General features: G+C 54.8%; 25 protein-coding genes and 3 tRNA genes. 11 read left to right on the plus strand and 17 right to left on the minus strand.

Annotated elements, in window-relative coordinates; translation table 11 throughout:
* Positions 1-100: 100 nt before the first annotated feature.
* From thiI to CBW42_RS07270, 3 genes are all read right to left on the minus strand, one after another.
* Positions 101-1,264: a tRNA uracil 4-sulfurtransferase ThiI gene (gene thiI / locus CBW42_RS07260; RefSeq protein ID WP_087019231.1), complete on the minus strand. Its 1,164-nt coding sequence runs from the start codon at positions 1,262-1,264 to the stop codon at positions 101-103.
* Between the two features lie 118 nt (positions 1,265-1,382).
* Entirely contained in the window at positions 1,383-1,691 is a 309-nt protein-coding gene (locus CBW42_RS07265; RefSeq protein WP_087019234.1) for a hypothetical protein, read from the minus strand.
* A gap of 543 nt (positions 1,692-2,234) precedes the next feature.
* Positions 2,235-3,362 carry a cysteine desulfurase family protein gene (locus CBW42_RS07270; RefSeq protein ID WP_087019237.1) on the minus strand — a complete coding sequence of 376 codons (1,128 nt, stop codon included), beginning with the start codon at positions 3,360-3,362 and terminating at the stop codon, positions 2,235-2,237.
* Between the two features lie 515 nt (positions 3,363-3,877).
* Here CBW42_RS07270 and CBW42_RS15350 point away from each other — a divergent pair.
* On the plus strand, positions 3,878-3,991 hold the full coding sequence (locus CBW42_RS15350; RefSeq protein ID WP_407922957.1) for a hypothetical protein: 114 nt from the start codon (positions 3,878-3,880) through the stop codon (positions 3,989-3,991).
* 222 nt (positions 3,992-4,213) lie between these two features.
* Here the strand turns inward: CBW42_RS15350 and rpsT are convergent, their stop codons facing one another.
* On the minus strand, positions 4,214-4,477 hold the full coding sequence (rpsT, locus tag CBW42_RS07275; protein WP_087019240.1) for a 30S ribosomal protein S20: 264 nt from the start codon (positions 4,475-4,477) through the stop codon (positions 4,214-4,216).
* Positions 4,478-4,632: 155 nt separating this feature from the next.
* Here rpsT and gpr point away from each other — a divergent pair, with 155 nt between their 5' ends.
* From gpr to CBW42_RS07300, 5 genes are all read left to right on the plus strand, one after another.
* Positions 4,633-5,505, plus strand: a complete 873-nt coding sequence (gene gpr / locus CBW42_RS07280; protein WP_087019243.1) for a GPR endopeptidase — start codon at positions 4,633-4,635, stop codon at positions 5,503-5,505.
* 70 nt (positions 5,506-5,575) lie between these two features.
* Positions 5,576-6,739 (plus strand): stage II sporulation protein P, encoded by a 1,164-nt coding sequence (spoIIP, locus tag CBW42_RS07285; protein WP_087019246.1) that lies wholly within the window; start codon positions 5,576-5,578, stop codon positions 6,737-6,739.
* Between the two features lie 255 nt (positions 6,740-6,994).
* A complete protein-coding gene (locus CBW42_RS07290) occupies positions 6,995-8,455 on the plus strand; it encodes a spore germination protein (protein ID WP_133058279.1) in 1,461 nt (486 codons plus the stop codon).
* The gene (locus tag CBW42_RS07295) at positions 8,452-9,453 is read left to right on the plus strand and encodes a Ger(x)C family spore germination protein (RefSeq protein ID WP_087019253.1); all 1,002 of its coding nucleotides are present in this window, start codon (positions 8,452-8,454) and stop codon (positions 9,451-9,453) included. The genes CBW42_RS07290 and CBW42_RS07295 overlap by 4 nt, the downstream gene beginning before the upstream one ends.
* The gene (locus CBW42_RS07300; RefSeq protein ID WP_087019256.1) at positions 9,450-10,511 is read left to right on the plus strand and encodes a GerAB/ArcD/ProY family transporter; all 1,062 of its coding nucleotides are present in this window, start codon (positions 9,450-9,452) and stop codon (positions 10,509-10,511) included. The genes CBW42_RS07295 and CBW42_RS07300 overlap by 4 nt, the downstream gene beginning before the upstream one ends.
* Positions 10,512-10,720: 209 nt before the next feature.
* On the opposite strand, the gene CBW42_RS07305 is transcribed toward CBW42_RS07300, so the two are convergent.
* The 3 genes from CBW42_RS07305 to CBW42_RS07315 all read right to left on the minus strand — a co-directional run bounded on the left by CBW42_RS07305 (position 10,721) and on the right by CBW42_RS07315 (position 11,103).
* Positions 10,721-10,806, minus strand: a tRNA-Leu gene (locus CBW42_RS07305).
* 124 nt (positions 10,807-10,930) lie between these two features.
* Positions 10,931-11,016, minus strand: a tRNA-Leu gene (locus CBW42_RS07310).
* A gap of 4 nt (positions 11,017-11,020) precedes the next feature.
* Positions 11,021-11,103 (minus strand) — tRNA-Leu (locus CBW42_RS07315).
* Positions 11,104-11,345: 242 nt separating this feature from the next.
* Between CBW42_RS07315 and CBW42_RS07320 the strand changes: the two genes are divergently transcribed.
* Both CBW42_RS07320 and CBW42_RS07325 read left to right on the plus strand, forming a co-directional pair.
* A complete protein-coding gene (locus CBW42_RS07320) occupies positions 11,346-11,771 on the plus strand; it encodes an RrF2 family transcriptional regulator (RefSeq protein ID WP_087019259.1) in 426 nt (141 codons plus the stop codon).
* Positions 11,772-11,792: 21 nt separating this feature from the next.
* Complete coding sequence (locus tag CBW42_RS07325) at positions 11,793-12,335, plus strand: NADH peroxidase (protein ID WP_087019262.1); 543 nt, start codon at positions 11,793-11,795, stop codon at positions 12,333-12,335.
* A gap of 765 nt (positions 12,336-13,100) precedes the next feature.
* Here the strand turns inward: CBW42_RS07325 and CBW42_RS07335 are convergent.
* The 6 genes from CBW42_RS07335 to CBW42_RS07360 form a co-directional block, all read right to left on the minus strand.
* The gene (locus tag CBW42_RS07335) at positions 13,101-14,348 is read right to left on the minus strand and encodes an RCC1 domain-containing protein (protein ID WP_087019267.1); all 1,248 of its coding nucleotides are present in this window, start codon (positions 14,346-14,348) and stop codon (positions 13,101-13,103) included.
* Between the two features lie 165 nt (positions 14,349-14,513).
* On the minus strand, positions 14,514-14,915 hold the full coding sequence (locus CBW42_RS07340) for a VOC family protein (protein WP_087019270.1): 402 nt from the start codon (positions 14,913-14,915) through the stop codon (positions 14,514-14,516).
* 32 nt (positions 14,916-14,947) lie between these two features.
* The gene (gene gluQRS / locus CBW42_RS07345; RefSeq protein WP_087019273.1) at positions 14,948-15,892 is read right to left on the minus strand and encodes a tRNA glutamyl-Q(34) synthetase GluQRS; all 945 of its coding nucleotides are present in this window, start codon (positions 15,890-15,892) and stop codon (positions 14,948-14,950) included.
* Between the two features lie 82 nt (positions 15,893-15,974).
* The gene (locus CBW42_RS07350) at positions 15,975-16,400 is read right to left on the minus strand and encodes a NifB/NifX family molybdenum-iron cluster-binding protein (RefSeq protein WP_087019276.1); all 426 of its coding nucleotides are present in this window, start codon (positions 16,398-16,400) and stop codon (positions 15,975-15,977) included.
* 163 nt (positions 16,401-16,563) lie between these two features.
* On the minus strand, positions 16,564-18,231 hold the full coding sequence (gene ptsP, locus CBW42_RS07355) for a phosphoenolpyruvate--protein phosphotransferase (protein WP_087019279.1): 1,668 nt from the start codon (positions 18,229-18,231) through the stop codon (positions 16,564-16,566).
* A 111-nt stretch (positions 18,232-18,342) separates the two neighbouring features.
* Positions 18,343-18,600 carry an HPr family phosphocarrier protein gene (locus tag CBW42_RS07360; RefSeq protein WP_087019281.1) on the minus strand — a complete coding sequence of 86 codons (258 nt, stop codon included), beginning with the start codon at positions 18,598-18,600 and terminating at the stop codon, positions 18,343-18,345.
* Positions 18,601-19,198: 598 nt separating this feature from the next.
* Between CBW42_RS07360 and CBW42_RS07365 the strand changes: the two genes are divergently transcribed.
* A complete protein-coding gene (locus tag CBW42_RS07365) occupies positions 19,199-20,143 on the plus strand; it encodes a 4Fe-4S dicluster domain-containing protein (protein ID WP_087019284.1) in 945 nt (314 codons plus the stop codon).
* Between the two features lie 57 nt (positions 20,144-20,200).
* Here the strand turns inward: CBW42_RS07365 and CBW42_RS07370 are convergent, their stop codons facing one another.
* Positions 20,201-21,451, minus strand: a complete 1,251-nt coding sequence (locus CBW42_RS07370) for a glycoside hydrolase family 3 protein (RefSeq protein WP_087019286.1) — start codon at positions 21,449-21,451, stop codon at positions 20,201-20,203.
* A 194-nt stretch (positions 21,452-21,645) separates the two neighbouring features.
* On the opposite strand from CBW42_RS07370, the gene CBW42_RS07375 reads away from it, so the two are divergent.
* Positions 21,646-22,494 carry a Cof-type HAD-IIB family hydrolase gene (locus CBW42_RS07375; RefSeq protein ID WP_087019289.1) on the plus strand — a complete coding sequence of 283 codons (849 nt, stop codon included), beginning with the start codon at positions 21,646-21,648 and terminating at the stop codon, positions 22,492-22,494.
* 103 nt (positions 22,495-22,597) lie between these two features.
* Here the strand turns inward: CBW42_RS07375 and CBW42_RS07380 are convergent, their stop codons facing one another.
* The 3 genes from CBW42_RS07380 to CBW42_RS07390 form a co-directional block, all read right to left on the minus strand.
* Positions 22,598-23,086 carry a DUF5662 family protein gene (locus CBW42_RS07380; RefSeq protein WP_087019801.1) on the minus strand — a complete coding sequence of 163 codons (489 nt, stop codon included), beginning with the start codon at positions 23,084-23,086 and terminating at the stop codon, positions 22,598-22,600.
* 106 nt (positions 23,087-23,192) lie between these two features.
* Complete coding sequence (locus tag CBW42_RS07385) at positions 23,193-23,522, minus strand: hypothetical protein (protein WP_087019292.1); 330 nt, start codon at positions 23,520-23,522, stop codon at positions 23,193-23,195.
* A gap of 27 nt (positions 23,523-23,549) precedes the next feature.
* The gene (locus CBW42_RS07390; RefSeq protein WP_087019295.1) at positions 23,550-24,443 is read right to left on the minus strand and encodes a DUF445 domain-containing protein; all 894 of its coding nucleotides are present in this window, start codon (positions 24,441-24,443) and stop codon (positions 23,550-23,552) included.
* Between the two features lie 479 nt (positions 24,444-24,922).
* Between CBW42_RS07390 and glmS the strand changes: the two genes are divergently transcribed.
* Entirely contained in the window at positions 24,923-26,746 is a 1,824-nt protein-coding gene (gene glmS, locus CBW42_RS07395; RefSeq protein WP_087019297.1) for a glutamine--fructose-6-phosphate transaminase (isomerizing), read from the plus strand.
* Positions 26,747-26,800 lie beyond the last annotated feature (54 nt).

Consider the following 26,800-nt stretch of genomic DNA (forward strand, 5'->3'; position numbering starts at 1 on the left):
AAGGAAGTATTGCTCTACACAAAAAAGCACACATATCTGCTAAGCGAATATGTGTGCTTCTGATTTTATCTCGTCATCTGATACAAATTTTATTCTGTTTTTACAGCACGACGCTCTCCACGTTTGCCAGTGCACGTTCCACCAGCGCATTGACATCCAGTGCGCGCTCCGCTTCCTCGACCTTGAACTTCTTGGGGCGGGTCAGCGGATGCTTCGGTGTGAATACCGTACAGCAGTCCTCATACGGCAGAATTGACGTCTCAAATGTGCCGATTTTGCGGGAAATCTGTACGATTTCTTCTTTATCCATGCCGATAACCGGACGGAAGACCGGAATGGAGCAGACCGCGCCCGTGACATTCATCGCCTCCATCGTCTGCGAAGCGACCTGTCCCAGGCTTTCACCGGTAATCAGTGCACCCGCTTCATGCTCCAATGCGACCTTTTCCGCAAGGCGCATCATAAACCGACGCATAATCAGCGTGAACATATCTTCCGGGCAGTTGTCGCGGATGGCTTCCTGAATCTCCGTGAACGGGACAACAAAGACCTCCATGCGACCCGCGTAATGCGTCAGCTGCTCCGCCAGCTCCATCACTTTTTCTTTTGCACGCTCAGAGGTATACGGATAGCTGAAGAAATGCACGGCACACAGCTCCAGTCCGCGCTTCGCCATCATATAGCCCGCGACCGGCGAGTCGATGCCGCCGGACAGCAGCAGTGCCGCCTTGCCGTTCGTACCCACCGGCATGCCGCCCGGGCCGGGCATTTTTCCGGCATGAACATACGCCGCCTTGTCGCGGATTTCAATTGTCACGCGCAGGTTGGGATTGTGCATGTCCGGAATCAGGTTGTCATATTTGTCATCCAGATCGCCGCCGATTTTCTGGCAAATCTGAATCGAATTGAGCGGGAATTTTTTATCCGAGCGCTTTGCTTCGACCTTGAAGCGCTCTGCGCTCTCCAGCTCATCCGCGAGATAGGTGTTGACGGTCTCCCAGATGGCGTCCATATCCTTTTCACATACGGCCGCACGGCAGATGGCGACAATGCCAAACACATTGTGCACCGCCTCGAGCACCTCGTCCATGTCCACGCCATCCGCAGGCTCGACATAAATGGTCGACTGCATGGTGTACACGCTGCACTTGCCGACCTTCTCCAGACGGCGGCGCAGGTTGGCAATCAGACGGCTTTCAAACCGGCGGCGGTTCAGACCCTTGAGCACGACCTCGCCGAGCTTTAACAGCAAAACTTCTTTCATATGCAAAACCTCATTCAAGTGATAGATTTTCCGATGATTCATCTGCTATCTTAGCACAGCGCGTGCAGGTTTTCAAGAAAAAGCGCACACCGTACCAGTGTGCGCCGCGCGATTCTGTTTATTTCCGCCCCGGTGGAGTGGAAAACACAAAGCACAGGAGGATCGCCGCAAGCAGGACAACTGCGATGACCGAAAGCGGGATCGGAAAGACCCACGTCGCCTGTGGATTCCACAGGGCAAACCAAACAAAAGAAACTGCAATGTCAATCAGTACAAAGCCTGCTGCCCGCAGGCAGCCATACCGCCGAATCGGATTGCTACGCAGAGCGCCAATGACCAGACAGACAACAGATGACTGATAGAGCAGCAGCGGAGCCAGAAAACCTGCAACTGGGGTGATGCGGATAAAATCTTTCAGGTAAATCAACAAAAGGTAACAAACTATCGGGGAAAATATCAAAATAATGCCCCACGTTGTCCAGTTAAAAGAGCGTTGCCTATTCGCTTTCACGGAAATCCTCTCCTCTGTACACCGGGCCCGGGAGAAGCCGGCAGATATCCCTCACGACTTCTGCAATTTTTATTGTTTTGAAAAAGGGATAGGGCGTATCTGAAAAAGTTAAAAATTTTGACTTTTTCTACAAATACGGACTGCTTCTCCGTTAAAAACACTTGAAATCCGAAAGAATTTCAGCGTGCTTTTGACTTGAACCAATCTCGCCTTTGCGAAATATTCGTTATTTTCTTGGTTTTCAGATAGCGCCTAGTTTTTCTTATACCCTAATTATAGATTTTTCCCTAAAATTTATAAACAGATATAATATACAAAACTTTCCTTAAAAATTTTTTATCCGTTTTTTAAAAAAGTGTCCCAAATCGCCCCGCTCGTTCGTTACTATATATAGATTACTTTGCGCAAAAAAAGCGTGCACCCATCCCATCAGACAGATGCACGCTCGAAAGCCATAGTTTATTCCCGTCTCAGCCGTTTTGTGCCCTCTTCCAGTGCGTTCAGCAGCGCTTCGACATCCTCCGGTGTATTGGACGGCGCAAAGCTGATGCGCAGCGCGCTGTCGATACGCGCGTGATCCAGCTTCATCGCGGCGAGCACATGGCTTGCCTTGCCCTTAGCACATGCCGAACCGGACGAAACATAGACATCATGCATCTCGAGTACGCGCAGCAGCACCTCGCTCTTACAGCCCGGGAACGAGAGATTGACCACATGCGGGATATCGCTTTTTCCGTTATATACCGCCCACGGAAACCGCGCCGCAATCCCTGCTTTGAGCTGTGCACAAAGTGCTGCAACCTTTGCATCATTTTCATCCATCTGCGCCAGACGCAGGCGGCAGGCCTCTCCGAATGCTGCGATATTGGGCAGCGCTTCTGTTCCCGGACGCATGCCGCGTTCCTGTCCGCCGCCGAGCATCAGCGGCTGAATGCGCACGCCCTTTTTAATATACAGTGCGCCGATCCCCTTGGGCGCGCCGATTTTATGCCCGCTGACGCTGATGAAATCCGCATTCCACAGCTTCGGCTTGATCGGCACGCGCGCCAGTCCCTGCACCGCATCGATGTGAAACAGCGCATTTGGCGCTTTTTTCTTCAGGATTTTGCCGAATTCCTTCACCGGCAGCAATGTGCCGACCTCATTGTTCGCCAGCATGCAGGTCAGCAGCACGGTATCCGGCCGAATGGCGGCGCGCAGGTCATCGACAGAAATATGCCCATCGGCATCCGGCTGGAGGTATGTCACCTCGAAGCCCTCCTGCTCCAGACGTCTGACGGTGTTCAACGTCGCAGAATGCTCAATAGCAGTCGTAATGATATGCTTTCCCCGCCCCTTCCGGCGGCAGGCACCGAAGATTGCAGTATTGGTTGCCTCCGTGCCGCAGGAGGTAAACGTAATCTCTGACGGGTCAGCGTTCAGAATTGCGGCGACCTGTTTGCGCGCATGTTCCAAAATGCCGGATGCTTCAATGCCCATTTTATGTACGCTTGACGGATTGCCGAACTGCTCAGTCATCACCTTGCAGGCAATTTCCGCAGCCTCCGGCAGCACGGCGGTCGTCGCCGCATGATCCAGATAATGCATGTATTTGAACTCCTTTGATTGACGGTTTCTGTCGGTTCTGATATGATAGCCATGAGACATACCTTAACGGTGGCGGCTGTCCCCACAGAATTCCTCTGGGGACATTCTCTGCCCCCAAATCTTTTGCAGATCGGGGGTGGATGATATGAGACATGTTACATATTCTGAATTATTTCAGCTTTGCACACTCATTGTATCTATCATCAATCTGGTCATTCTAATCACCAGATAAAAGAGAAGCAACCGCCTGACTTCTCACATAAGGCGATTGCTTCTTAGCGAAAACCATATGGGAGGACAGCCGCTATCGGTATGTCTCCCTTTTTGTTGTATTCAGAATAGCACGAAAGCATATCGCTGTCAAGTATGCGCTGGTTCTGCTATGATCCTGCGCGTTGAATTGACGGTTTCTGTATGTTCTGGTATGATAGCCATGAGACATACCATAACGGTGGCGGCTGTCCCCCTGACTCAAGTTCGGGAGGACACTTCTTGATGTCACTCCCTATTTTTTAATGAAGGGGGTGATATTGGTGAATTATGTTACTTATACCGATCTCTTTGCAATCGGTACATTTATTCTTTCACTGATTAGTCTGATACTTCAGATTCTAAAAGACAAGAAGTAACCGCCTCACTCCTACATAAGGCGGTTACTTCTTTGGTAATCTAAAACTTACGCAGGGGACAGCCGCTATCGGTATGTCTCCTTTTTGTTGTATTCAGAATAGCACGAAAGCATATCGCTGTCAAGTGCGCGCGGGTTAGACCTTCCGGCACCACCTTGACACAATGCAAACAAAAAACGCATCCATCCGGATGCGTTTTCTTTTCACAACTGAAGTAAGAACTTACTTGGACGCGTTCAGCTTGAGGGTCAGTGCGCTCTTCTTGTTCGCAGCCTTGTTCTTATGAATCAGATGACCAGCGGCAGCTTTGTCAAGAGCCTTGACCGCAGTCTTATATGCAGACTCTGCGGCAGCCTTATCTTCACCAGCAACAGCAGTGTCAAACTTCTTCAGAATAGTTCTCAGCTGAGAACGTGCAGCCTGATTGCGTGCATCCTTGACCTTCGTGACCTTTACACGCTTCTTGGCAGACTTGATATTCGGCATTTGTGTCCACCTCCTTACTCCATCTATTAGTCAGTGACTATGATTTTATCATGCCCCGCAATAAAAATCAAGCATATTTTCCGTTTTTCGTCTGATTTTTTCTGCACATAGAATCTGCTCCCACGGAACATACTGGATAAAAGAGGAGGGAAACCATGGCAATCCGAACAGATTTAGCAATAGAAGTGCTGGAAAACAGTGGTCAGACGACGCAAAACGCCGTACAAACGGAGAAAAATCTGGAGGGCTTCCGTCTGACGCAGGTGGAAATCCATCGGGAGGATGAACGCATTGGCAAGCCGCCGGGCAGTTATTATACCCTGTCTGTTGACGCACTGCTGCGTCGAGAGGAAGATGCCTTTCCGCGCGCCTGCCGGGCAGTGGCACATTCACTGGGACAGCTCACGCGGCAGCTCGACCCCCGCGCACCGGTTCTGGTCATCGGCTTGGGCAACCGCGCCGTGACGCCGGACGCCATCGGTCCGCTGTGCTGTCAAAGCGTGCTTGCCACACGGCATCTGGTCGAGCGTTCCCCTGCACAGTTCCGTGCTTTCCGGCCGGTCGCCGTACTGGCGCCGGGCGTGCTCGGCACAACCGGTGTGGAGACAGGCGAAATTGTCATGGGTGTAATGGACCGCATCCGTCCCGGCCTGGTCATTGCGGTTGATGCGCTGGCAGCGCGGCGGCTGTCCCGCCTGATGTGTACCATCCAGATGACGGATACCGGGATTGTTCCCGGTTCCGGTGTCGGCAATGCTCGTGCAGCTTTGACCAGACAGGAGCTCGGCGTACCGGTACTGGCGGTCGGTGTGCCGACCGTGGTGGACGGTGCGACACTTGCAGCTGATATTGCAGAGCAGTCAGGGGCGTCCTGTGAAGCGCTGGACGACCTGCACACGCCGGTACTGGTCACGACACGGGATGTCGACCAGCAGGTCGCCGATGCGGCGCGCGTCATCGGCTACGGCATCAATTTATTCCTGCATCCGACATTGGACATCACAGACATCGACCTGTTCCTGTCCTGAGCGCGCATATCTGTCCGCACCGCCGAATAGGATGTCTTAAACACTTTTTCGGGAAAGCGGCGGAAGAATTATGGCACAAAAACGGGCAAAAAAACGAAAAAGCAGGGGCATTCCGCTGTGGTGTATCCCCTGCCTGCTGATGGCAGGCGGACTGCTGGTAATTGACCGACTGGGCGGAAGTGACACACTCACGGCTGCTCTGTCCCAGCTGGCAGGCAATGCCGATTTTGTACAGGCGGCGCTGTCATCGGAAATCGGCGCGCTCGGCTGGGAATCGGTCTCAACGCATGACCCCGGCGAGGTCAGCATTTCCGAGGTTGTATCCGCACAGCAGCTGCCGGACAATCTGACTGATTCTGACATGAGCTGTGACACAGATGCACAGTCTGCCCTGGTGTATGAAAGCCGGTTCACGCCGCCTGCCAATGTCCAGAAGGCAGTAGATACGTCAGATGCACCCACAGAAACCGCAGACGGTGCACCCATCAAGCAGCTGACCATCACGGGCAAAAGCGGCGGCTATCCCGGGCAGGATGGCGTATATGTCCAAAATGCTTCCGGGCTGTCTTATGACCTTGCCTCCATGCTCGCCGATCCGGTAAAAATCACGAAGAACAAATCCACAGAAGAACCGACCGTGATGATCCTGCACACCCACGCGAGTGAAGCATATGTCGACCAGAAAGGCGGACGTTCCGAAGACCCGGCACACAATGTCGTATATATCGGCGATGTGCTGACAGAGGTGCTCACAGCAAAGGGCATTGGTGTGGTGCACTGCCGTACCATCATTGATTCTCCGAGCTATAACCAATCCTATAACCGGGCGATGGATATTATTGAAAAACAGTTGGAAAAAACGCCGTCAATCAAAGTAATCATCGACCTGCATCGCGATTCTATGATTACCTCTTCAGGGACGGAGTACAAAGTTGTTTCAGAAATTGACGGTGAAACCTGTGCTCAGCTGATGTTTGTCATGGGCACAAATGCGGGCGGCCTGAGCCATCCAAACTGGAAACAGAATTTGAATTTTGCGGTCAACCTGCAAAAGAGCATTCTTTCGGAATATCCGACCCTGATGCGCCCGATCAATCTGCGCAAGCAGCGCTTCAACGAACAGGCAACCACCGGCAGTATGATTCTGGAATGCGGCACGAGCGCCAATACGATACAGGAAGCGGAAGCGGCGATCCGGGCCTTTGGCAAAAAGCTGGCAGAGGAGCTGGCATAAGGGCTTTGCCGCCCGAAGCAGGTTATATTGCGAACAACACGCAGTATACCGGCGCAAAGGAGGGCCCTTGGGCGGGTCCTCCCTTGCATCTCTCCCGCCCTGTCAGATGGAGGGGGGGCGTCCAAAATCCCTTTGACACCAAACAGTTTGGACGCCCGTTTCCCTCTGTGGACTGAGATTGCGGGCCGCAGCGGTCAGTCCGGGCAGCTGGATGGACAGGGCGCAGCAGCCGAGAAAAAAAGAGATGGGAAGTGTATGATGAATCTTTCTGATTTTTCCTTTACCACGGATTTAGACGAAAATGTTGCGCGCATGAAGCAGCTTTTTGCGCATGACAATACCTTTATCTGCCGCGTCGTACAGGGACGCGGCTCACCTGCCCTGCGGGCAGCGCTGTTCTTTTTTGACGGCATGGTGAACAGTGAATCGATCAATGAGAGCATTCTCCGACCGATCAGCCTGTGGGATGGCACGCCGCTGCCGATGGATGCCGTTATACACGAAGTGCTTCACATTGATGACTGCCCGTTTGATCCCGGCATGGACAAGCTGTTTGCGGCATTCCTCTATGGGGATACCATTCTTTTGGTCGATGGCGACAGCCGCCCGGCAGTGGTCAACACCAAGGGCTTCGCCAAGCGCGGACCGGAAGAACCGGACAATGAAAAAGTGCTGCGCGGACCGCGTGAGGGCTTTACCGAGGTATTTATGGGCAATCTGGCACTCATCCGACGCCGTTTGCGCACGCCGCAGCTGTGCTTTGAATTTATGCAGGTCGGTTCGGTATCCCATACGACTGTCTGTGTATGCTATCTGGATGGAATTGCCGACCAGACGATTCTGAAGGTCGTCAAACAGCGGGTACAGGACATTGATCTGGATGCTGTGCTCGATGCGAATTATCTCAATGAAATGATCCGTGACAACCGCACCTCTCCATTCCCCACGGCAGGCTTTACGGAACGGCCGGACATCGTCGCGGCAAAGCTGTTGGAAGGCCGCATTGCGCTCGTCGTGGACGGCACGCCGGTTGTCCTCACGATCCCGCATATTTTACAGGAAACCTTCCAGGCGAATGACGACTACTATATTTCCTATTTGTACACCAATCTGACGCGTTGGCTGCGCATGCTGGGTTTTGTTCTCACGTTGACACTGCCTGCGGTATATGTCTCCCTGCTGACCTGGCATCAGGAGATGATCCCGACCCGCCTGCTGTTTTCCATTGCCGCCTCGCGGCAGGGCGTACCGTTTACAACCTTTACCGAAGCAGTTGGAACGCTGATTGTATTTGAAATTTTGAAAGAAGCCGGAACGCGCACACCGGATACCATCGGGCAGGCGCTGTCCATTGTCGGCGGTCTCGTGCTCGGACAGGCCGCCGTTGAAGCGCGTTTTGTGTCCGCGCCGATGGTGATTGTAATTGCATTTTCCGGTGTGACCGCACTCATCGTGCCCAAGCTGCGCACGGCAACGCTGATTTACCGGTTTTTCCTGCTGGTCTGTGCGGCTGTGCTCGGACTATATGGTGTCCTGCTCGGGTTGGGAATCATCCTTGCGCATGTGTGCCGTCTGACCTCATTCGGCGTGCCGTATTTGACAAATCTCTTGTCTGCGGAAACGCGCAGCCATGACGATGTACTGCTGCGTTTTCCGTGGTTCGCCATGAAGCCCGACCGCCGCTTTCTGGCGGGCTGGAACAGGGTGAACCGATGAAGCGCGCAGGAATTGCCATTTTACTGTGCCTGTCGCTGTGTGGATGCAGCTGGCGCGATGCAGGCGATCTGTCCCCGGTCACGGCGGGAGCCATCACACGGGATAATGGTGCATATCTGCTGACGGCGGAACTGGCCGTTCCCAATCCGGACAGTGCCGTTCCGCAGTCCATCACTGTAACCGGGGCGGCAGACAGCATTGCGCAGGCGATTGACAACGCGGGCGCAGGGCGCGATGCCCAGCTGTACTGGAGTCATGCGCGCGTTCTCCTGCTCGGCACAGATATTCTGCGGAGCGGCATGCGCGAGACAATTCGCGCGCTGACTGTATCCAGCGAGGTGCGCCCATCCGTGCGGCTGTGCGCGGTAAAAAATGCGCAGGCAGATACCGTGCTCACCACCTGCGCCTCCGTGAGCGGCGATCCGCCGGGCTTTGCGCTGGGCGACAGCATTGAGCTTGCAGTGAAGCAGTCACAAGCGCCGGACATGCCGCTGTACCGCGTGCTCGACCGCGTGGAATCCGATGGCATTGACCCGGTGCTGCCTGCGGTGTCCATCGAGGGCGAACAGGCTGTGCTGGACGGCGCAGCACTGTTTTCCGGCGATGTGCTGTGCGGCTGGCTGGACAAGGCACAGACCGGTGTGCTCTGTCTGCTGATGCAGACGGGTGACCGGGCAGCGGTCTACGATACCAGCACACGCTATCCACTGACCGGTATCGATCCTGTGGTGCGTGCGGACGCATCGGCGTTTACCGTAACGATCACAGCGTCGCTCTCGTGTGAGGACAGAACACAGGCGGAACAGGCAGCCGAAGCGCTGCGGGTTCAGTGCGTCCAGGTCATCCGGACTTTGCAGGAGACCGGCTGTGATGCACTCGGCTTCGGACGCACCTGGGCAGAGCAGCACAGCTCCTCCGAAATCGACTGGCGCACCGCACCGGTTACCGTGCGCGTGACGCTGCGCGGCACGCAGAGCGCGGAAGGAGGGAGCCGATGAAGCGAATCAACGGGCGGCAGACAACCTGCCTGCTGCTGGTCGTACTGAGCGGCTGGTCGCTGACCATGACGGCGGAAAACGGGCGCAACGGCTGGATTGCACTCGCGCTCGCCTGTGCATGCAGCCTGCCGCTTGCGGCGCTGTGCTGCCTGCCGTCGGAGCGCATGCCGCAGGCGCAGTGGTTTGATCTGCCTGCAGCGGCGTTTGGCTCTGTCTTTGGCGGGCTGTATCTGACCGTGCTCACCGCACTGGCATTCTGGTCGCTGTGTATGTCCGTGCTGGGTGGTGTGATTTTCCTGCGCACGGTATCCGGCGGGCAGTGGCCGGTCTGGCTGCTGACGGTGGCAGTGCTTTTGTGCGCGGCAGCGGCGGCACAGAGCGGGATCGAACGGCTGGTGCTGTGGACGGAACCGGTCGTCTGGGTGGTTGTGATTGCACTTGCGGTGTCGCTGCTGCTCAGCGTGCGCCAGCTCGACTGGAACCAGCTCTGGCCAATGCTGTCCGGCGGCTGGCAAACCGTACTGCCGCGCGCGTATCTATTGCTGTCTGTGCCGTTTGGCGAGGTATTTTATGCGGCAGCGGCGCTTGGCGGGACAGGAAGCCAGACGCGCACCGGGCTGCTGCGCGCCTGTGTGCTGGCAGGCGTGCTGCTCTGCCTGCTGTATGTGCGCAATATCTGCCTGCTCGGCGAAGCAGGTGCACAGGCGGTATTTTATCCGTCCTATACGGCGGCAAGCGTGCTGGAATTTGGAAAATCCTTTCAACGCGGTGAGGTTCTGATTTCCGGCAGCCTGATTGTCTGCACGGTTGCGCGTGCGGCGCTGCTGCTCGACTTCCTCTCGGGCAGCGTGCAGGCAGTCGCACGGCACGGCTCCGGGCAGCAGATCGTATGGGGCGCGGCAATCCTGACCGGAGTTGTCTGTACAATGGCCGCCGGGACAAACCGTTCGTTTGCAGATGCGCTGCATTTGTACCAGCTGGTGCTGTTTCCAGTTGTACTCGCTGCGGCGGTCTTGCTGGCAATCGGCGTGTGTATCCGGACGAAAAAACAGGGTTAGACGCTATCTGAAAACCTAGAAAATGACGAATATTTCGCAAAGACGAGATCGATTCGAGGCAACAGCATGCGGGAATCCTTCCGGATTTCAAGTGTTGTTCATGATGAAGCGACCCGTATTTGCAGAAATAGTCAAAATGTTCGACTTTTCAGATACGCCCTGGAAACAAAAAAAAAGAACTTCGACCGTTGATCGAAGTTCTTTTTTCATGGTGCAGATGGGGGGACTTGAACCCCCATGTCCTTGCGAACACTAGTACCTGAAACTAGCGCGTCTGCCATTCCGCCACATCTGCATGCTATATTTGATTGGTGTCCCCTATTTTACACGGTGGAGACAGCCGGGCGGGGCATATCGCCTGATCCGCATAACATAAAAAGAAAAGAATATCGGAGCAAAGCGCTTGCCTCGCTCCGATGTGGTGCAGATGGGGGGACTTGAACCCCCATGTCCTTGCGAACACTAGTACCTGAAACTAGCGCGTCTGCCATTCCGCCACATCTGCATATTGGTGCGACTGACCGGACTTGAACCGGTACGGTTGCCCACACGCCCCTCAAACGTGCGCGTCTGCCTATTCCGCCACAGTCGCATGTTGAGTTGTATGAGCAAATCGAGGGGAAAAACCGAATTTACATTCGATTTTGCTGTCGCATCTCTCAGCGACGAATTATATTATAATTGAACATGTTCAAAATGTCAACTGTTTTTTTGCATTTTTTCAAGGTTTTTTCCGCGCAAAAAATTCAAAAATAGTAATGATTATCACTTGACATTCGCGGAGCGCAATTGTATACTATATCCATAGACAAAGGAAAGGTTCGGAGGTTCACCATGCGTATCACGCACGAAGCGGATTATGCAATCCGCATCATGTATTGTCTCGCTGAACATGGCTGCAAAACCAGCGCCAAACAAATATCAGACGAGAGCGGTGTCCCCATCCGGTTCGCGCTGAAAATCCTGCGCCGGCTGACACAGGCCGGGCTGACCGCATCCTATAAAGGCGTCAGCGGCGGATATGAGCTCGCGCGTCCCGCCGGACAGATTTCCCTGGGTGAAATCATCGAGGAAATCGACGGCCCCATCGAAATCAACCATTGTCTCAGCACGGAATTCGACTGCAGCCGCGTGGCGCAGAAGAAGGAGTGCACCTTTCACCGGATATTCGGTACAATCAACCAGGATATCCGCACAAAGTTGTACGAGCTGTCCCTGGAACAGTTTATTCCCGAGACTCAACATTCATCAAAACAATAAGAATTCAGGAGGAACACAATTATGGCAAAGTTTGTATGTTCTGTATGTGGTTATGTTCACGAAGGCGACGCAGCTCCGGCTGAATGCCCGATCTGCCATGCTCCGGCTGAGAAGTTCACCGAGCAGTCCGGCGAGAAGACCTGGGCAGCTGAGCATGTTGTCGGCGTTGCACAGGGCGTAAGCGAAGACATTCTCGCTGACCTGCGCGCAAACTTCGAGGGCGAGTGCTCTGAAGTCGGCATGTACCTGGCTATGGCTCGCGTTGCTCATAGAGAAGGCTATCCGGAAATCGGCCTGTACTGGGAGAAGGCTGCTTACGAAGAGGCAGAGCACGCTGCAAAGTTCGCAGAGCTGCTGGGCGAAGTCGTAACCGACTCCACCAAGAAGAACCTCGAGATGCGTGTTGACGCTGAGAACGGCGCAACCGCTGGCAAGTTCGATCTGGCAAAGCGCGCTAAGGCTGCTAACCTCGACGCAATCCATGACACCGTTCATGAGATGGCACGCGACGAGGCTCGCCATGGCAAGGCTTTCGAGGGCCTGCTGAAGCGTTACTTCGGCTGAGTTTCACTCACATCTGAAAACTGACCTCCCGAGGGGACAGGCATACGCCTGTCCCCTCTTTTTTCTGTCCGGAAAACGCAAAAACCGCAGGTTCCCTTCAGCCTGCGGTTTTCACGGAGAAACTATGTGTATATTCAGAAAAGGTGGTGTTAGCGGTAATCATAGCTGGTGGACTCTGCCGGAATCGCAGGTACCAGGCTGTTGTGTTCTTCAACCATGCCGACAAGCGGCAGAACAATCAGCAGTGCAGTCATCAGAACGGTCATTTTCTTTTCCCTCTTTCTATCAAAATACCAGATAATCGAATTCTTCCTCACAACTCGGAAAACGGGCGGACATATGTGCCGGAATCATGCCGACACACGGTAAAATCATAAGAAGCAGTGTCATAACAGCAGTCATCAGAATCCCTCTTTTCGCATCGGTTCGCTATCGCGGTTTGAGAACTCTTTTTTTGTTCTCTCTTTGTTTGTGGCTTTATTATAGTGCGAAAATCCGATTTTGAATATAAATTTGTTGCGAAAGAATCGGCGTTTTTTCCGGCAATTTTCCGCTGCGGCGTTTCATTCTTTCACTTTCTTGCGATTCTGTTTCGGAACAGTTCCGGGCAGCCTGTTTCCTTCGGTTTCATGCTTTTTTTGAGCAGTTTTTATATGTTTATATGCGCGTTTTTATCCTGAGTACGTTCTGAGCAGATTATGAAAAAAGCCTCCGGCACGCTGCTGCGTGCCGGAGGCCTGCGGATCGGTTCGATTGGTTCTGTCTTTACTTGAGATAAACGGCATGTGCGGTGGAAATCGAGCTTTCCTCCGACCCAATGCCCAGCTGTCCGTACAGATTACAGCCGACGCTGCGCAGGACGCCATCCGCAGAGCGGTACAGACTCATAAATCCGCCCGCCGCAATCGCTTCGACATTCTTTGCGAGCTCCACCGGTGTTGCCTGGCAGTAAATCATTTCCTCGCCGATGGCATACTGGAATTCACCCTTCTTGATGCCGATCTGTCCATAGTTGTTGACACCCCAGGTGTACAGTGTGCCGTCGTTCTTGAGCGCAAGGCTGTGCGCGCTGCCCGCCGAAATTTCCTTGACATCGCTCATGATTTTCAGCGGCTGCGTTTGGATATTATTTTCTGTGTCGTCGACTTGACGCGTGCCGACCGAGCCGACTGTATTTTTACCCCAGCAGTACAGATCGCCGTTTGTCGTCAGTGCAAGCGCCTGATAGCGCACGCCGCACGCGACCTTGCTCACATCGTCCATGACCTTTGCCGGTACGGACTGATACGGCTGACCGTCGGCATTGGTGCTGTCCGTCTTCGCCAGTCCAAGCTGACCTTCGATATTGCTGCCCCATGCATACAGTGTGCCATCGGAGGTGACAGCCATGGAATAATCCAGTCCGGCGGAAAGTTCCGTGACATCGTCCATCAGCTTAACCGCCGTAGACTGGCAGGCATAGCCGTTTTCGTCTTTTTGGTCACAATCGCTCTCGGCAATGCCGAGTGCACCGTCCTTGTTTCTGCCCCAGACATACAGGGCGTTGTCCTCCTTGATTGCCAGCGCATGGTTGCTGCCTGCGGCAATCGCCTTGACATCCTCCATGATCTTTTCCGGTTCCATGCGGCTGATGTTCATGCCGTCACCCATCTGGTAACTCTCGTTGTTGCCCCATGCGTACAGGTCGCCGTTTTTGCACAGCGCAAATGACAGCTCATTGCCCGCCGCAACCTGAATCACCTTGCCCGGCACTTCAATCTTTACCGGCTCGGACTTGTTGTCACAGGTCACATCACCCAGTTCGCCCTTGAGGTTGTGACCCCATGCATAGACATCGCCTGCATCATCGACAACCAGTACATGATCCTCACCGCATGCCATCTCAGCCGATGTCATTTTATCCGTAGCGCCGCTCTTGCTCATACCGATGAACATTGCGACTGCGATGACCGCGACAACCACGACAGCGCCACACAGCACCGCAATTTTCCTGTTTCTTTCTCTTCCTGTCATTGGTTCTCCTCACTTTTCAGAGGGCCAGTTTGGGGGCAGCCCTCTGTGTTATTCGCTTTATTATATCATTGATTGTGCAGAACTGCAAAATATTTGGTCAAATTCACAAAAAAATCACAAGAAAAGCGGCGGCTATCTGGTCAGACAACCGCCGCTTTGGGTTTTTTATGAAAAATGTTCGATCAATTCGATCTGTTCACCGCTCGGTCCGGTAAAGAACCAGTTGCGCAGACCGCCGAACAGCTCCGGCAGCACAACCGGCTCCGGTGTCAGGAACGTATCAATGCCCTGTGCCTTCAGCTCTGCTGCAACCGCAGGCAGATCGGTCACTTCAATCGCAATGTGCGGCAGGACACCGCCCTGCGCAGTCACCGGCGTGCCGTCGCCCGGTTGGATGGCCTCCATCCAGAAGCCGCCCATGTCGATCATCGCCAGCTGGTTGACTCCGGTCGGCTTCTGTACCGACGCGCGCTCCGTGCACGTGCCGCCCAGCAGCTCGTAAAATGCAATCGTCTTCTCCATGTCTTCTGTCAGCACGGCAATATGTGCCAGTCCCTGATGCTTCATGTCCAGTTCCTCCCTGTTTCCTGATGGTATTGCTATCTTTGTAAAATCTCCGATGGAAGTGCGACATCCATCCGGGAGACCTTATCCCATGAAAAATCCGCCGCCAGCTCCGCCAGTGCCACCGGCTCCGCCGTCGGACGCAGCCCGACAGCCGCTGCCAGCATGCCGACAATCGGCTCCGGTCTGCCAAATCTCGCGCGCAGCACGCCCAGATCGAGATCGCCGTCGCGCTTGGACAGCCGTCTGCCGTCCGGTGCGGTCAGCAGCGGGATGTGATAAAATTCCGGAGCAGGCAGCCCCAGTCTTTCATATAAATACAGCTGACGCGGGGTGGATTCCAGCAGGTCGCGCCCGCGCACGACCTCCGTGACGCCCATCTCCGCGTCATCGACGACGACGGCGAGCTGGTAGCCATACACGCCGTCCGACCGCCGGATGATAAAATCCCCGCAGTCGCGTGCGAGGTTCTCGGTATACACACCCTGACAGCCGTCGGAAAACGAAACCGTCCGATCGGGCACACGCACCCGCATGGCAGGCGGACGATGTTTGCGTTTTTCCGCAATCTGCTCCGGTGTCAGCCCGCGGCAGGTGCCCGCATAGACATAGGTTCCGTCCGAGCGGTGCGGTGCCTGTGCAGCATGCAGTTCCGCCCGGCTGCAAAAGCATGGGTACAGCAGCCCCTGCTGCTCCAGCTTTTCAAAATAGCGGTCATAAATCGGGGATCGGGTGCTCTGATACCACGATTCCCCGCCCGCACTGCCGCCGTCATCCCAATCAATACCGAACCACTGCAAATCGTCCTCAATCTGATCTGCCAGTGACCGTGGACAGCGCATGGCATCGAGGTCTTCGATGCGCAGCAGATAGCGTCCGCCCTTCGCGCGCACGGACAGCCACGACAGCATGGCACACAGGATATTGCCCAGATGGATGCGCCCGCTCGGCGTAGGGGCAAACCTCCCGCATACTGCCATCGCTTTCCACTCCCTTTCCTGTCTGAATTCCGAAAAGCAGCCCTCCCTGTCCAGACAGAGAGGGCTGTCGTTTGCTTTGATTTTATGCTTCCGTGCGCTGCACCGGGCGGTCATGGCAGCCCGCCATGCACTTGGCACAGTCGTGCAGGCAGCCCAGCGGGTCGTCCTCATCCTCTTCCGGGACGATGATTTTGGACGGATCTCCGATTTCCTCATGGGTCATGTACGCTGCAATATTCTCCACGGCATCGCCCTCACAGCCGGGCAGCATCTCCACGCCCAGCATGCGCAGCGTGCTTTGCAGCGCCGTGCCGATTTCGCCTGCCAGCAGGATATCAATATTCTGCATCGCCAGCTTGAACAGAACGCTGGTGATCTCATCGTCGCCAATCTGTACCAGTTCCTTGGCTGTCGGAATGCCGTTTTCCTCTGTCACAATCAAAATTTCCGTGCTCTCCGCAATCGTATGGGCAATCTTGCCGTCACGTGTCACCGCTGCAATTTTCATATCTATCTCCTTTCGCAAAATGTATACCACATTTTGCTCATTTTTTTGTCATTATTATACCGCATTTCCCAATCATTATCAATCAATAATCTTGCGAAAAGACACAACTGCAAACAGGGGCCTCCGCTGCAACGCGGAAGCCCCTGCAAAATTGGGTTCAGATTCAGTCAGACAGCAGATCGTCGAGAATCTTCTGGCTGTTCTTGGTCGTGTCAATCGAACGGATGGCCGAGCGCAGCGGCAGAACAGATGCCGGAGAAACACTCAGCTCGTCGATGCCAATTGCCAGGAAGGTCTCCGTCAGGCTGACATCTGCGCCGAGCTCGCCGCAGATACCGATCCAGATCCCCGCCTTGTGCGCGTTTTCCGCCGCCATTTTGAGCATGCGGAGTACCGCCGGATGGTGGGAATCGAAGAACTTGTCGAGATTGTTGCCCTGACGGTCGACCGCCAGTGTATACTGGGTCAGGTCGTTCGTGCCGACGGAGAAGAAATCGACTTCCTTCGCCAGACGGTCGGACATCATAACGGCGGACGGGGTCTCGATCATGATACCCAGCTCGACGTTTTCATTGAACGGGATTTCCTCCGCGCGCAGTTCAGCCTTGACGCCGTCACAGATGCGCTTGATTTCCTGAACCTCCCAGACGGATGTAATCATCGGGAACATGATTGCAATCTTGCCATAGGCGGATGCACGGTACAGGGCACGCAGCTGGGTCTTGAAGACCTCCGGGCGCGTCAGGCAGATACGGATGGCACGCAGACCCATTGCCGGATTTTCTTCCTTGTCCAGCTGGAAATAGTCTGCCTGCTTGTCCGCGCCGATGTCCAGCGTGCGGATGATGACGCGCTTGCCGCCCATGCGCTCCGCAACCGTTTTATATGCCTGGAACTGCTGCTCCTCCGTCGGATAATCGTCATTCTGGAGGTACAGGAACTCAGAGCGGAACAGGCCGATGCCGCCGCCGTCGTTCGCCAGAACCGGGTCAACATCATCCGGGGAACCGATGTTGCAGTATACCATGACCTTGCGGCCGTCGAGCGTGACATTTTCCTTGCCCTTGAGCTGGTCAAGCAGCGCCTTGAGCGCGCGCTCCTCGGCCTGCTTCTTGAGCAGGCGCTGGCTGGTGATCTGATCCGGGTCAATCGCGACCTCGCCGGTCGAGCCGTCGATAATGGCGCTCTTGCCCTCCAGACCTTCCGTCAGCGCATCGCCGATGCCGATGATGGCCGGAATGCCCATGGTGCGTGCGAGAATGGCGGTATGGCTGTTGCCCGAGCCGCCGGAGGTGACAAAGCCCAAAATCTTGGACTTGTCCAGCTGTACAGTCTCAGACGGTGCAAGATCGTCGGACGCCAGGATAACCGGCACATCGGAATCAATACCGCCTGCGACAACACCGCTCAGGATACCGATCACGCGGGTGGAAATGTCCTTGACGTCCGCCGCACGCGCCTGCATATAGGCATCGTCCATGGATGCGAACATTTCTGCGAACTGCTCGGCAATCTGCGAAACGGCATATTCCGCGTTGATGCTCTCGCCTTCAATCATATCATTGATGCCGTCGATGTAATCCAGATCATCCAGCATCATCTGATGCGCCTCGAACAGCGCAGCGCCTTCCTCGCCGACCTCAGCAACTGCCTTGTCATACAGTTCGGCGAGCTGCTGCATCGCGGTCTGGCGCGCGTCCTCAAAGCGCTTCTTTTCCGCTTCCACATCGGAAACTGCGGTCTTTACGACTTCTCCGCCGCCGCGACGGTAGAAATAGATGGGGCCGTCAGCAACGCCCTTGGACACGCCTTTTCCCTGAATGGTGTACATAAGTGTTTTCCTCCCTTACACATCCTGCAAGCGCGCCCTGCACCCCTGCCGGCACGCCTGTCTTTCGGGCGGCGGGATCTCCTGCCTCCCCGCACGCTCTCCTCCTGTTGTTTATAAATGCTCTGCGAAGAAGGCCTTCATCGCCTCAATGGCCTGCGCCTCGTCTTCGCCTTCTGCCTTTACGGTAATTGCCTCGCCACACTTGACGCCGAGACCCATCACGCCCATCATACGGCGGACATCGGCGGACTTTCCGTCCTTCTCGACCTCAATTTTGCTCGAAAACTTCTTTGCTTCCTTCGCCAGCATACCTGCCGGGCGGGCATGGATTCCGATTTCGTCCTTAATGGTGTAAACAAACGACTGCATAACCTGTAACTCCTTTATTTCCTGTTCTGCCCCCTGAGCCACCTGAACGGGGAACCGGGATGGGTGTCCCCGGTTGTCGCCTGCCTGCGTCCGACCGGGCAAATGTTCCCTAAAAATAAAAACACCAAATAAGCACAGCCGGATTTGATACATTCCCTGTGTTATTTGGTTTTGCCTGATCGAACAGTAACAAGCCACTCTATTCTCTTGTATTTTATCTATTCCATATAAATCTTATCCGCTTTTTACAGAGTTGTCAAGAAATTCCCGTGCCCAGATGTATATTTCTACCAATATACACAAATACACCCGAGTTTTTTTATGCAAATTGCGCGCAATCGGAGATATTTTGCGCGATGCCTTCCAAATATATGCAAACCCGCACGCAATATATACATTTTATCCGATACTATACTACGAAATCATAAAATTTACCCCATTTATTTTGTGAGTAATACACGAAAATATTTCATCTTATTCAGTTATAATTGCTAATCGATGATACCTGTGCTACAATACATACAGCAAAAGACTCCGCACGCGGCGGCTGCCAGTCGCCTATATTTTCTGTACGACTGAGAAAGAAGGTTATGAAAAAATGAACATCACCCCGACTCCTCTGGGTCCCGCATCCATTCCGATGGACGAAGTAAAGCGCGTCAAGGCGCTCGGCTTCCTGCACCGCAAGGGGACGGACCTGTTCAACTGCCGCGTCATCACCCGCAACGGCAAGGTAACAGCAGATGAGCTTGTACGCATCACTGAGGCTGCCGCTAAATTCGGCAGCGGCGAGGTCTCCATGACCACCCGCCTGACGCTGGAAATCCAGGGCGTTCCGTATGAAAACATCGACGCCATCCGCGCATTTCTGGCAGAAGCCGGGCTGGAAACCGGCGGCACGGGCGCAAAGGTTCGTCCGGTTGTCTCCTGCAAGGGTACCACCTGCCAGTACGGTCTGCTGGATTCCTATGGCATTGCCGATGAGATCCACGAGCGCTTTTTCAAGGGCTACAGCGATGTAACGCTGCCGCACAAGTTTAAGATTGCAGTCGGCGGCTGCCCGAACAACTGCGTCAAGCCGAACCTGAACGACCTCGGCATTGTCGGTCAGCGCGTGCCGGGCTTTGACGCGGATAAGTGCCGCGGCTGTGGCAAATGCCAAGTCGAAAAGGCCTGTCCGGTCGACGCGGCACATGTCGTCGACGGCAAGCTGTCGGTCGATCCAGAGGTCTGTACCCGCTGCGGACGCTGTGTCGGCAAGTGCCCGTTCCATGCACGTGATAACTCCGTCTACGGCTACCGCGTATACATCGGCGGACGCTGGGGCAAGAAGAGCGCACACGGCATCCCGCTGAAGAAGATCTTCACCTCGAAGGAGGAAGTTCTGGATATCGTGGAGAAGGCAATCCTGTTGTTCCGCGACCAGGGCATCAAGGGCGAGCGCTTCTCGGACACCATTCAGCGCATCGGCTTTGAAAACGTACAGGCGCAGCTGCTCGGCAACGAGCTGCTCGAGCGCAAGGCAGAAATCATCGCGGACTGAGTCCATTTGTGTACAAAATCCCAGCATTTGGAAATCCAAATGCTGGGATTTGCTTTGTCAGTTCATCAGGCCGTATTTGAGCTTTGCCGTCAGAATGCGCATTACGCTCTCATCGATGCGCGCCTCCGTGAGCTCACCGTCCGCGACCGCCTGCGACAGCGCCTCATAGGCGTCATCGATGCTCGGCGGACAGAGCAGCATGTCCACGCCCGCCTGTACCGCCTTCACTGCGGCATCTCCGTTGCTGTAATGCTCCGTGATTGCGCCCATGTCCATGCCGTCAGTGATAACAATGCCGTCATAGCCCATCTCATCGCGCAGCAGATCCGTGATGACCTTTGAGGACAGCGAGCACGGCACGCTGTCCAGCTCGGTCGCGGTCATATGCGACACCAGTACAAATGCCGCGTCCTGATCGATGCCCGCCTCAAACGGCTTGAGGTCGCATTCCTTCAGTTCGTCCAGCGTGCGGTCGGTCTCAGAAGTGCCTTCATGCGAGTTGGTCTCGGTGCTGCCGTGACCCGGAAAATGCTTGAGTGCCGCCATGACGCCGCTTTCCTGCAAGCCCATGACCTCATTCTCCACCATGATAGAAACCGTGCTCGGATCGCTGCCGAACGAACGCGCACCGATTTCCGTATTGTTTTCATTGCTCAGCACATCAGCGACCGGCGCAAAATCTACATTGAAGCCGAAGCCGCTGATATCCGTGGCGAGCGTTTTGCCGATGTCATAGGCTTCCTGTGCATCGCCCCGCGCGCCATAGTCCGCCATATCGTCAAACTTTGTCGTACCGAGCACATCAGCAACCCGCGCTACCGTGCCGCCCTCTTCATCGACTCCCATAAACAACGGGATATTCGCACCGACTGTTCGGGCATATTCCTGCGTGTTGGCGAGCATGGTCGTGGTCTGACTTTTGCTGCGGAAATTCTGTGAAAAATAGATGATGCCGCCGACCGGCATGGTTTCCATCGCCTTGCGTGTCGCATCGCCCGCGCGCACCGCCTTGCCGACGCCTGTCAGCGATTCCGGGCGCACAAACATCATCTGATACAGCTTCTGATCGAGTGTCATGTCGCTCAGAATTTCCTGCGCACGTTTCTGGTCAGCAGTCAGCTCCGCCTGTTCTTCCTGCTGTTCCGGCTGCTCCTGCTGCGCCGCAGATTCCTGCTGTTCCGTCCTGACCAGCACGGACGGTGTGCCTGCCGGCGCCTGTTCCGGGTGGAACTGGACGTATCCCACCGCGGCGGCACAGGCAATCACACAGGCCGCCACCGGAATCAGCAGCAGATATCGTTTCTTCATACGGATATTCCCCTCCTGTCACAGCGTATCGCTTCTCTCCCAGTATACCGCATAAACCGGCAAATTTCTACCAGATTTCACAAAAGACCGTCGGTTTTCGTCCGATTTCTCTGCTTTACACGTTGGAAAGCCCCATGCTATAATGAAGCCGGAACATCCACCCATGATTTCATAAAAAAAGGTGACAGTGAAACATGATCTCTTCTCCCATCAAGCTCATCGGGCTGGATCTGGACGGCACACTGCTCGGCACAGACAGTCAGGTACACGAACCCGAACGCACTGCGCTCCAGCAGGCACGACAGGCCGGCGTTGCCGCCGCCCTGTGCACCGGACGCTCTCCGCTCGACTCCGCCGCACATGCGAAGGCGGCAGGCGGCGTCGACTGGATTATCACAGAAAATGGCGCGCGCATTACCTCTGCGGCCGGTGAAACCATCTATCGCCATACCATGACACCGCAGCACATTGATATCCTGCTGACACTATGTGAAACGCACGGTGTAGAGCCGAGCTTTTACGGCGAACACACGGTCTGGTATGGTGCAAAATGCAAGGCATTTTTTGACGAAATTGCCCGCATCCGCGGCAGTGTCGCCGTTGACCTGAACCATTTTTGCTATGTAGACACCCCAGAGCAGTGGCGCGCCCTGTCCGGCGAGACCATCTTCAAGGCGATTGTATACGGCGATGCGCGCGATCTCGATGCATGGCTGGCTGACATACAGCAGGCTGATATCTTTGAAGCGGAGGCATCTGTATTCTGCGGCCTGAAAAATATCGAAATCAACGCCAAAGGCACGGACAAGGGCACCGCGCTGCTGCATCTGGCAAAGCATCTCGGCCTGACCGCCGGACAGATTATGGCGTGCGGTGACAGTGACAATGACCGCACCATGCTACAGGCCGCCGGGCTGGGCGTCGCCATGGCAAACGCACCGGCACACATCCGCGCAATTGCAGACAGTACAACGGAGACCAACGACAACCACGGCGTCAGCCGGGCAATTGAACGGTATATCTTACAGCAGCCCGGCGCATAAGCGCGCTATACGGTTTGTCCTGTCTCTGCTGTTGCAACGCAAAATCCTCCGATTTTTTCACGAAGAAAGGCACAGGAAATCCCGTGCCTTTCGTTTTTTTCTCTCACTTTTTCAGAATGTGATAGCGGATATAATGGAACGTCCGATTCTCGCCCTGTTCCGCGAGCATCGTGAGCATTTGCTCCAGCAGCGCGCGTGTCTCCGGATGCATGAGGTAATGCGTCTTGGATTTTTCATAATAGGCCAACGGGGCGCCATCGGTATATTGGTCGCCCAGATAGGTCTTGCTCGCCGCGACGCGGTCGCAAAACATCTCTGCGACATATTCCACCGGCATCTTCATGCCGGCAAGCGGGCTTTCCTCACCAAGGGAATAGTCAATCCAGTATTCCAGATGGTGCTTGTTGCGTCCCTTATGGTGCAGCCATGCACTGCTGTAGCCGCGGTCCATGCGCTCGGCATTGTTCGGGCTCTGGAACCCCTGATAATATTTCGCGCCGACAAGAAATTCCACCGGGTTGTATTTGGACAGGTCATGCATCAGCCCCTGCCGGTATAATCCCAGACGGAAGCAGTGGCGGCAGACCAGCATGCGATGATGGTTGACCGTTCCCAGATGTCGCAGCCATTTGGGCTGATTTTCCGGCTCCGCCAGTGCGGGGATATGCAGTTCAACAGATTTCATGGCCGTTCCCCTTTCACGCCCTGCATTCCGCCAGCGCATGGCACTGCTTCTGCATGTCCTCATCATCGACCAGTGCCAGCGTCAGCGGCAGGCGCAGCTCGCCGAGCATCTGTGCATCGGAAATCGGATGCGTCTGTGCGCCCTCCTTCCCGAAGGAACAACGGCACAGTGTCCAGTGCGTACCGGTCAGACCAAACTGCCGTGCGACCGACTGCGCAGTCTGTGCCAGTGTCGCCTGTGGTGCCTGCATCATCATTTCTTCCAGATAATCGGTCTTGAGCACCGGTGCGTTGTCATCCAGCCAGATGAGCACCGCCCGTCCGCGCAGTTCTTCTTCAAACATTTCTCCGTTCCTCCCGTGTCAGAATTTTCAGAAAATCAGGTTGAGCAGTCCGAGAATAAAGCCGACCAGTGCGCCGAGACTGACAACTGCATTCAGCTCCTTTTTCATGACGGACAGTACCAGCCGTTCCAGCTCCTCCGGCTGCATCGCATTCACCTTCTGCTCCGCAATGCCGCCAAGATCGAGGGAATGCAGGATACTTGCCGCCTTTTCTGAAACAGCTGCTTCATATATATGAAGCACAACATCCGTCAGCGAAACACCTGCATCTGTCAACAGTGCATTCACATCACCGATGTTTTTCTGTTCCGCTTCACCCCACAGCTTTGTAACCTGCGGATACAGCAGCGCATATGCATTGCCCTGCAAATAATTGTCCACCCCATCGCGGATCGGGCCTGCAAAGCTGTCCAGCATGTCACCACTGAGCATCATGCCGATGAGCGAACCGGATACCTTCTGTCGGACTGCCTCCAGCACCTGCTGCGCAATGGTGTCGCCCAGCTGCATGTCATTCACATGCTCCGCAAGTGTTTCCGCGAGTTTTTCCTGCATGACTGCGCTGCCCGCATCATATTGTGTCTCATCGACCGCCTTACAGCAGACCTCCCGCAGGGTGGTCTCCGACTTGCTCTCCAGCACGCCGTCAATGCTGCGCCGCAGGCTTTCGGTCACGCTGTCACTCATCAGCGTTTGTTTCAGGTCATCCTCTGTCAGCAGCTGTGTGCCGACAACGCCGCCGATGGCACGCGCCAGCCGCGCCTTCCCCTTGGGGATAATACCCGGCGTAAACGGCAGCTGTCTGCCGAACAGCTTCACCGGACGCAGTGGTCGGAACAGCATCTTTACCGCAATGTAATTGGTACAATAGCCGATGATCGCACCGATAATCGGGCCGGATAAAAGTTTAAGTACTGTCAAAAAAATGTTCCTTCTTTCCGTTTGATTTTATTTGTATCCACAATATACCGCCGCGGGCAAAATGTCAATAGATGTTGAATGTTTGTGGTTCATGTTGGTGGTTTCGATTCGCGTATGGATATATTTTACAAGACTCATACCTGCGCCTGTGGGAAATTGGCAATCATTGCCCTTCCTATTTTTGATATTACATGGTATAATATTGCGGTATAAGAGGGTGGATATTCCCCATCCGGCGCCGCTGCACACGGCGAAATCATTGCGGCAGAGTTGCTTCTGTCCGCCCGGAACCAAGCGCCAGAGCTGCCGTGCAGGGCATGCTGACGAGGTGGAAGTGATCGAAAATTCGGCGGATGCTTCCCGCCCGGCCAGACACGCGGGCGATGGCGTTTCTACAAATCCTGTGGGAAACCACAGGCACAGAAGGAAACGCAACCGTGTCTCAACAAAATCTTAATATACCTCGGAGGTAATGAACTATGTGTGGAATCGTAGGTTATGCAGGCTACAATGAAGCGGCGCCCTTCCTGCTGGAAGGTCTTCAGAAGCTGGAATACCGCGGCTATGACTCTGCCGGAATTGCAGTCTTTTCTGACAAGGTGCGCACCATGAAGTCGCAGGGCCGTCTGGCAACGCTGCGTGAGAAGGTCGATGCGGCAGGCGGCATCCCCGGCACGCTGGGCATCGGCCATACCCGCTGGGCAACCCACGGCGCACCGAATGACATCAATTCGCATCCGCATACCAGCATGAGCGGACGCATCACCGTTGTACACAACGGCATCATTGAAAACTACATCCCGCTGAAGGAAGAGCTGGAATCCCAAGGCGTTGTCTTCCGTTCGGAGACAGACACGGAGGTTGTCGCACAGCTGTTCGATAAGCTGTATGACGGCGACCTGGTCGGCACACTCATCAAGGTTATCGGCCGCATCCGCGGTTCGTATGCACTCGGCATTCTGTGCACCGACTACCCGGACACTCTGCTTGCCGTCCGCAAGGACAGCCCGATGATTATCGGCCTCGGCGAGCATGAGAATTATATCGCATCGGATATCCCTGCGGTACTCGACCATACCCGCAACTATTACCTGCTCAACGATAATGAAATCGCCATCATCAAGGCAGATTCCGTCGAACTGCTGGATACCGACCGCAATCCGATTCACCGCGATATTTATACCGTCGATTACGATATTTCCGCAGCGGAAAAGGGCGGCTATGATTACTTCATGATGAAGGAAATCAAGGAACAGCCGGCTGCTCTGCGCACCTGCATCGGTTCGCGCATTCACGACGGCGATATCCGTCTGGATAAAATCCGCCTGACCGACGATCAGATCCGGAACATTGGCCGCATTCATATTGTTGCCTGCGGTTCCGCCTGGCATGCAGGCATTGTCGGCAAATATGTCATCGAAGAGCTGACCCGCATCCCGGTTGAGGTCGACCTGGCATCCGAATTCCGGTACCGCCGTCCGATTCTCAGACGCAACGATCTGTGCATCACCATCAGCCAGTCGGGTGAAACCGCTGACACGCTGGCGGCACTGCGCGAAGCAAAGGCAAACGATGTCCATGTTCTGTCCATCGTCAATGCGGTTGGCAGCTCGATTGCCCGTGAGAGTGATGACGTCCTGTATACCATGGCAGGCCCGGAAATTGCCGTCGCGACCACCAAGGGCTACAGCACGCAGCTGGCTGTGCTGTATCTGATTGCCCTCAAATTCGGCGAAATCCGTCAGACCATCGCGCCGGCGACCGCTGCAAAGCTGCTCACTGCACTGGAAGCACTGCCGGATCAGTTGGAAAGCCTGTTCGCCGACGAGGATGCGCTCAAGGCTCTGGCCAAGCAGCATGCGGACAAGAACAATGTCTTTGTCATCGGCCGCGGCATCGACTACGGTGCATCGCTGGAAAGCTCCCTGAAGCTGAAGGAAATCTCCTATGTCCATTCCGAAGCCTATGCAGCAGGCGAGCTGAAGCACGGCACCATCTCCCTGATCGAAGAGGGTACGCTGGTTGTCGCCGTTGCAACGCAGGATCAGCTGTATGAAAAGCTGGTCAGCAACGTCAAGGAAGTCAAGGCGCGCGGCGCTTATGTTGTCGCCATTGTCAAGGAAGGCTGCACAGATGTCGAAGGTGTCGCAGACAAGGTCTTCTATATCCCGCAGACAGAGGATATCTTCACCTCTACACTGACGGTCGTTCCGATGCAGCTGTTCGCATACTACACAGCCATTGAGCGCGGATGTGATGTCGACAAGCCGAGAAACCTCGCAAAGTCTGTCACCGTCGAGTAATTATACTACACAATCGCAAAGCGCTGCCTCATCTGGGGCAGCGCTTTTTTGTCA

The sequence above is a fragment of the Butyricicoccus porcorum genome (assembly GCF_002157465.1).
GTDB lineage: Bacteria > Bacillota > Clostridia > Oscillospirales > Butyricicoccaceae > Butyricicoccus_A > Butyricicoccus_A porcorum.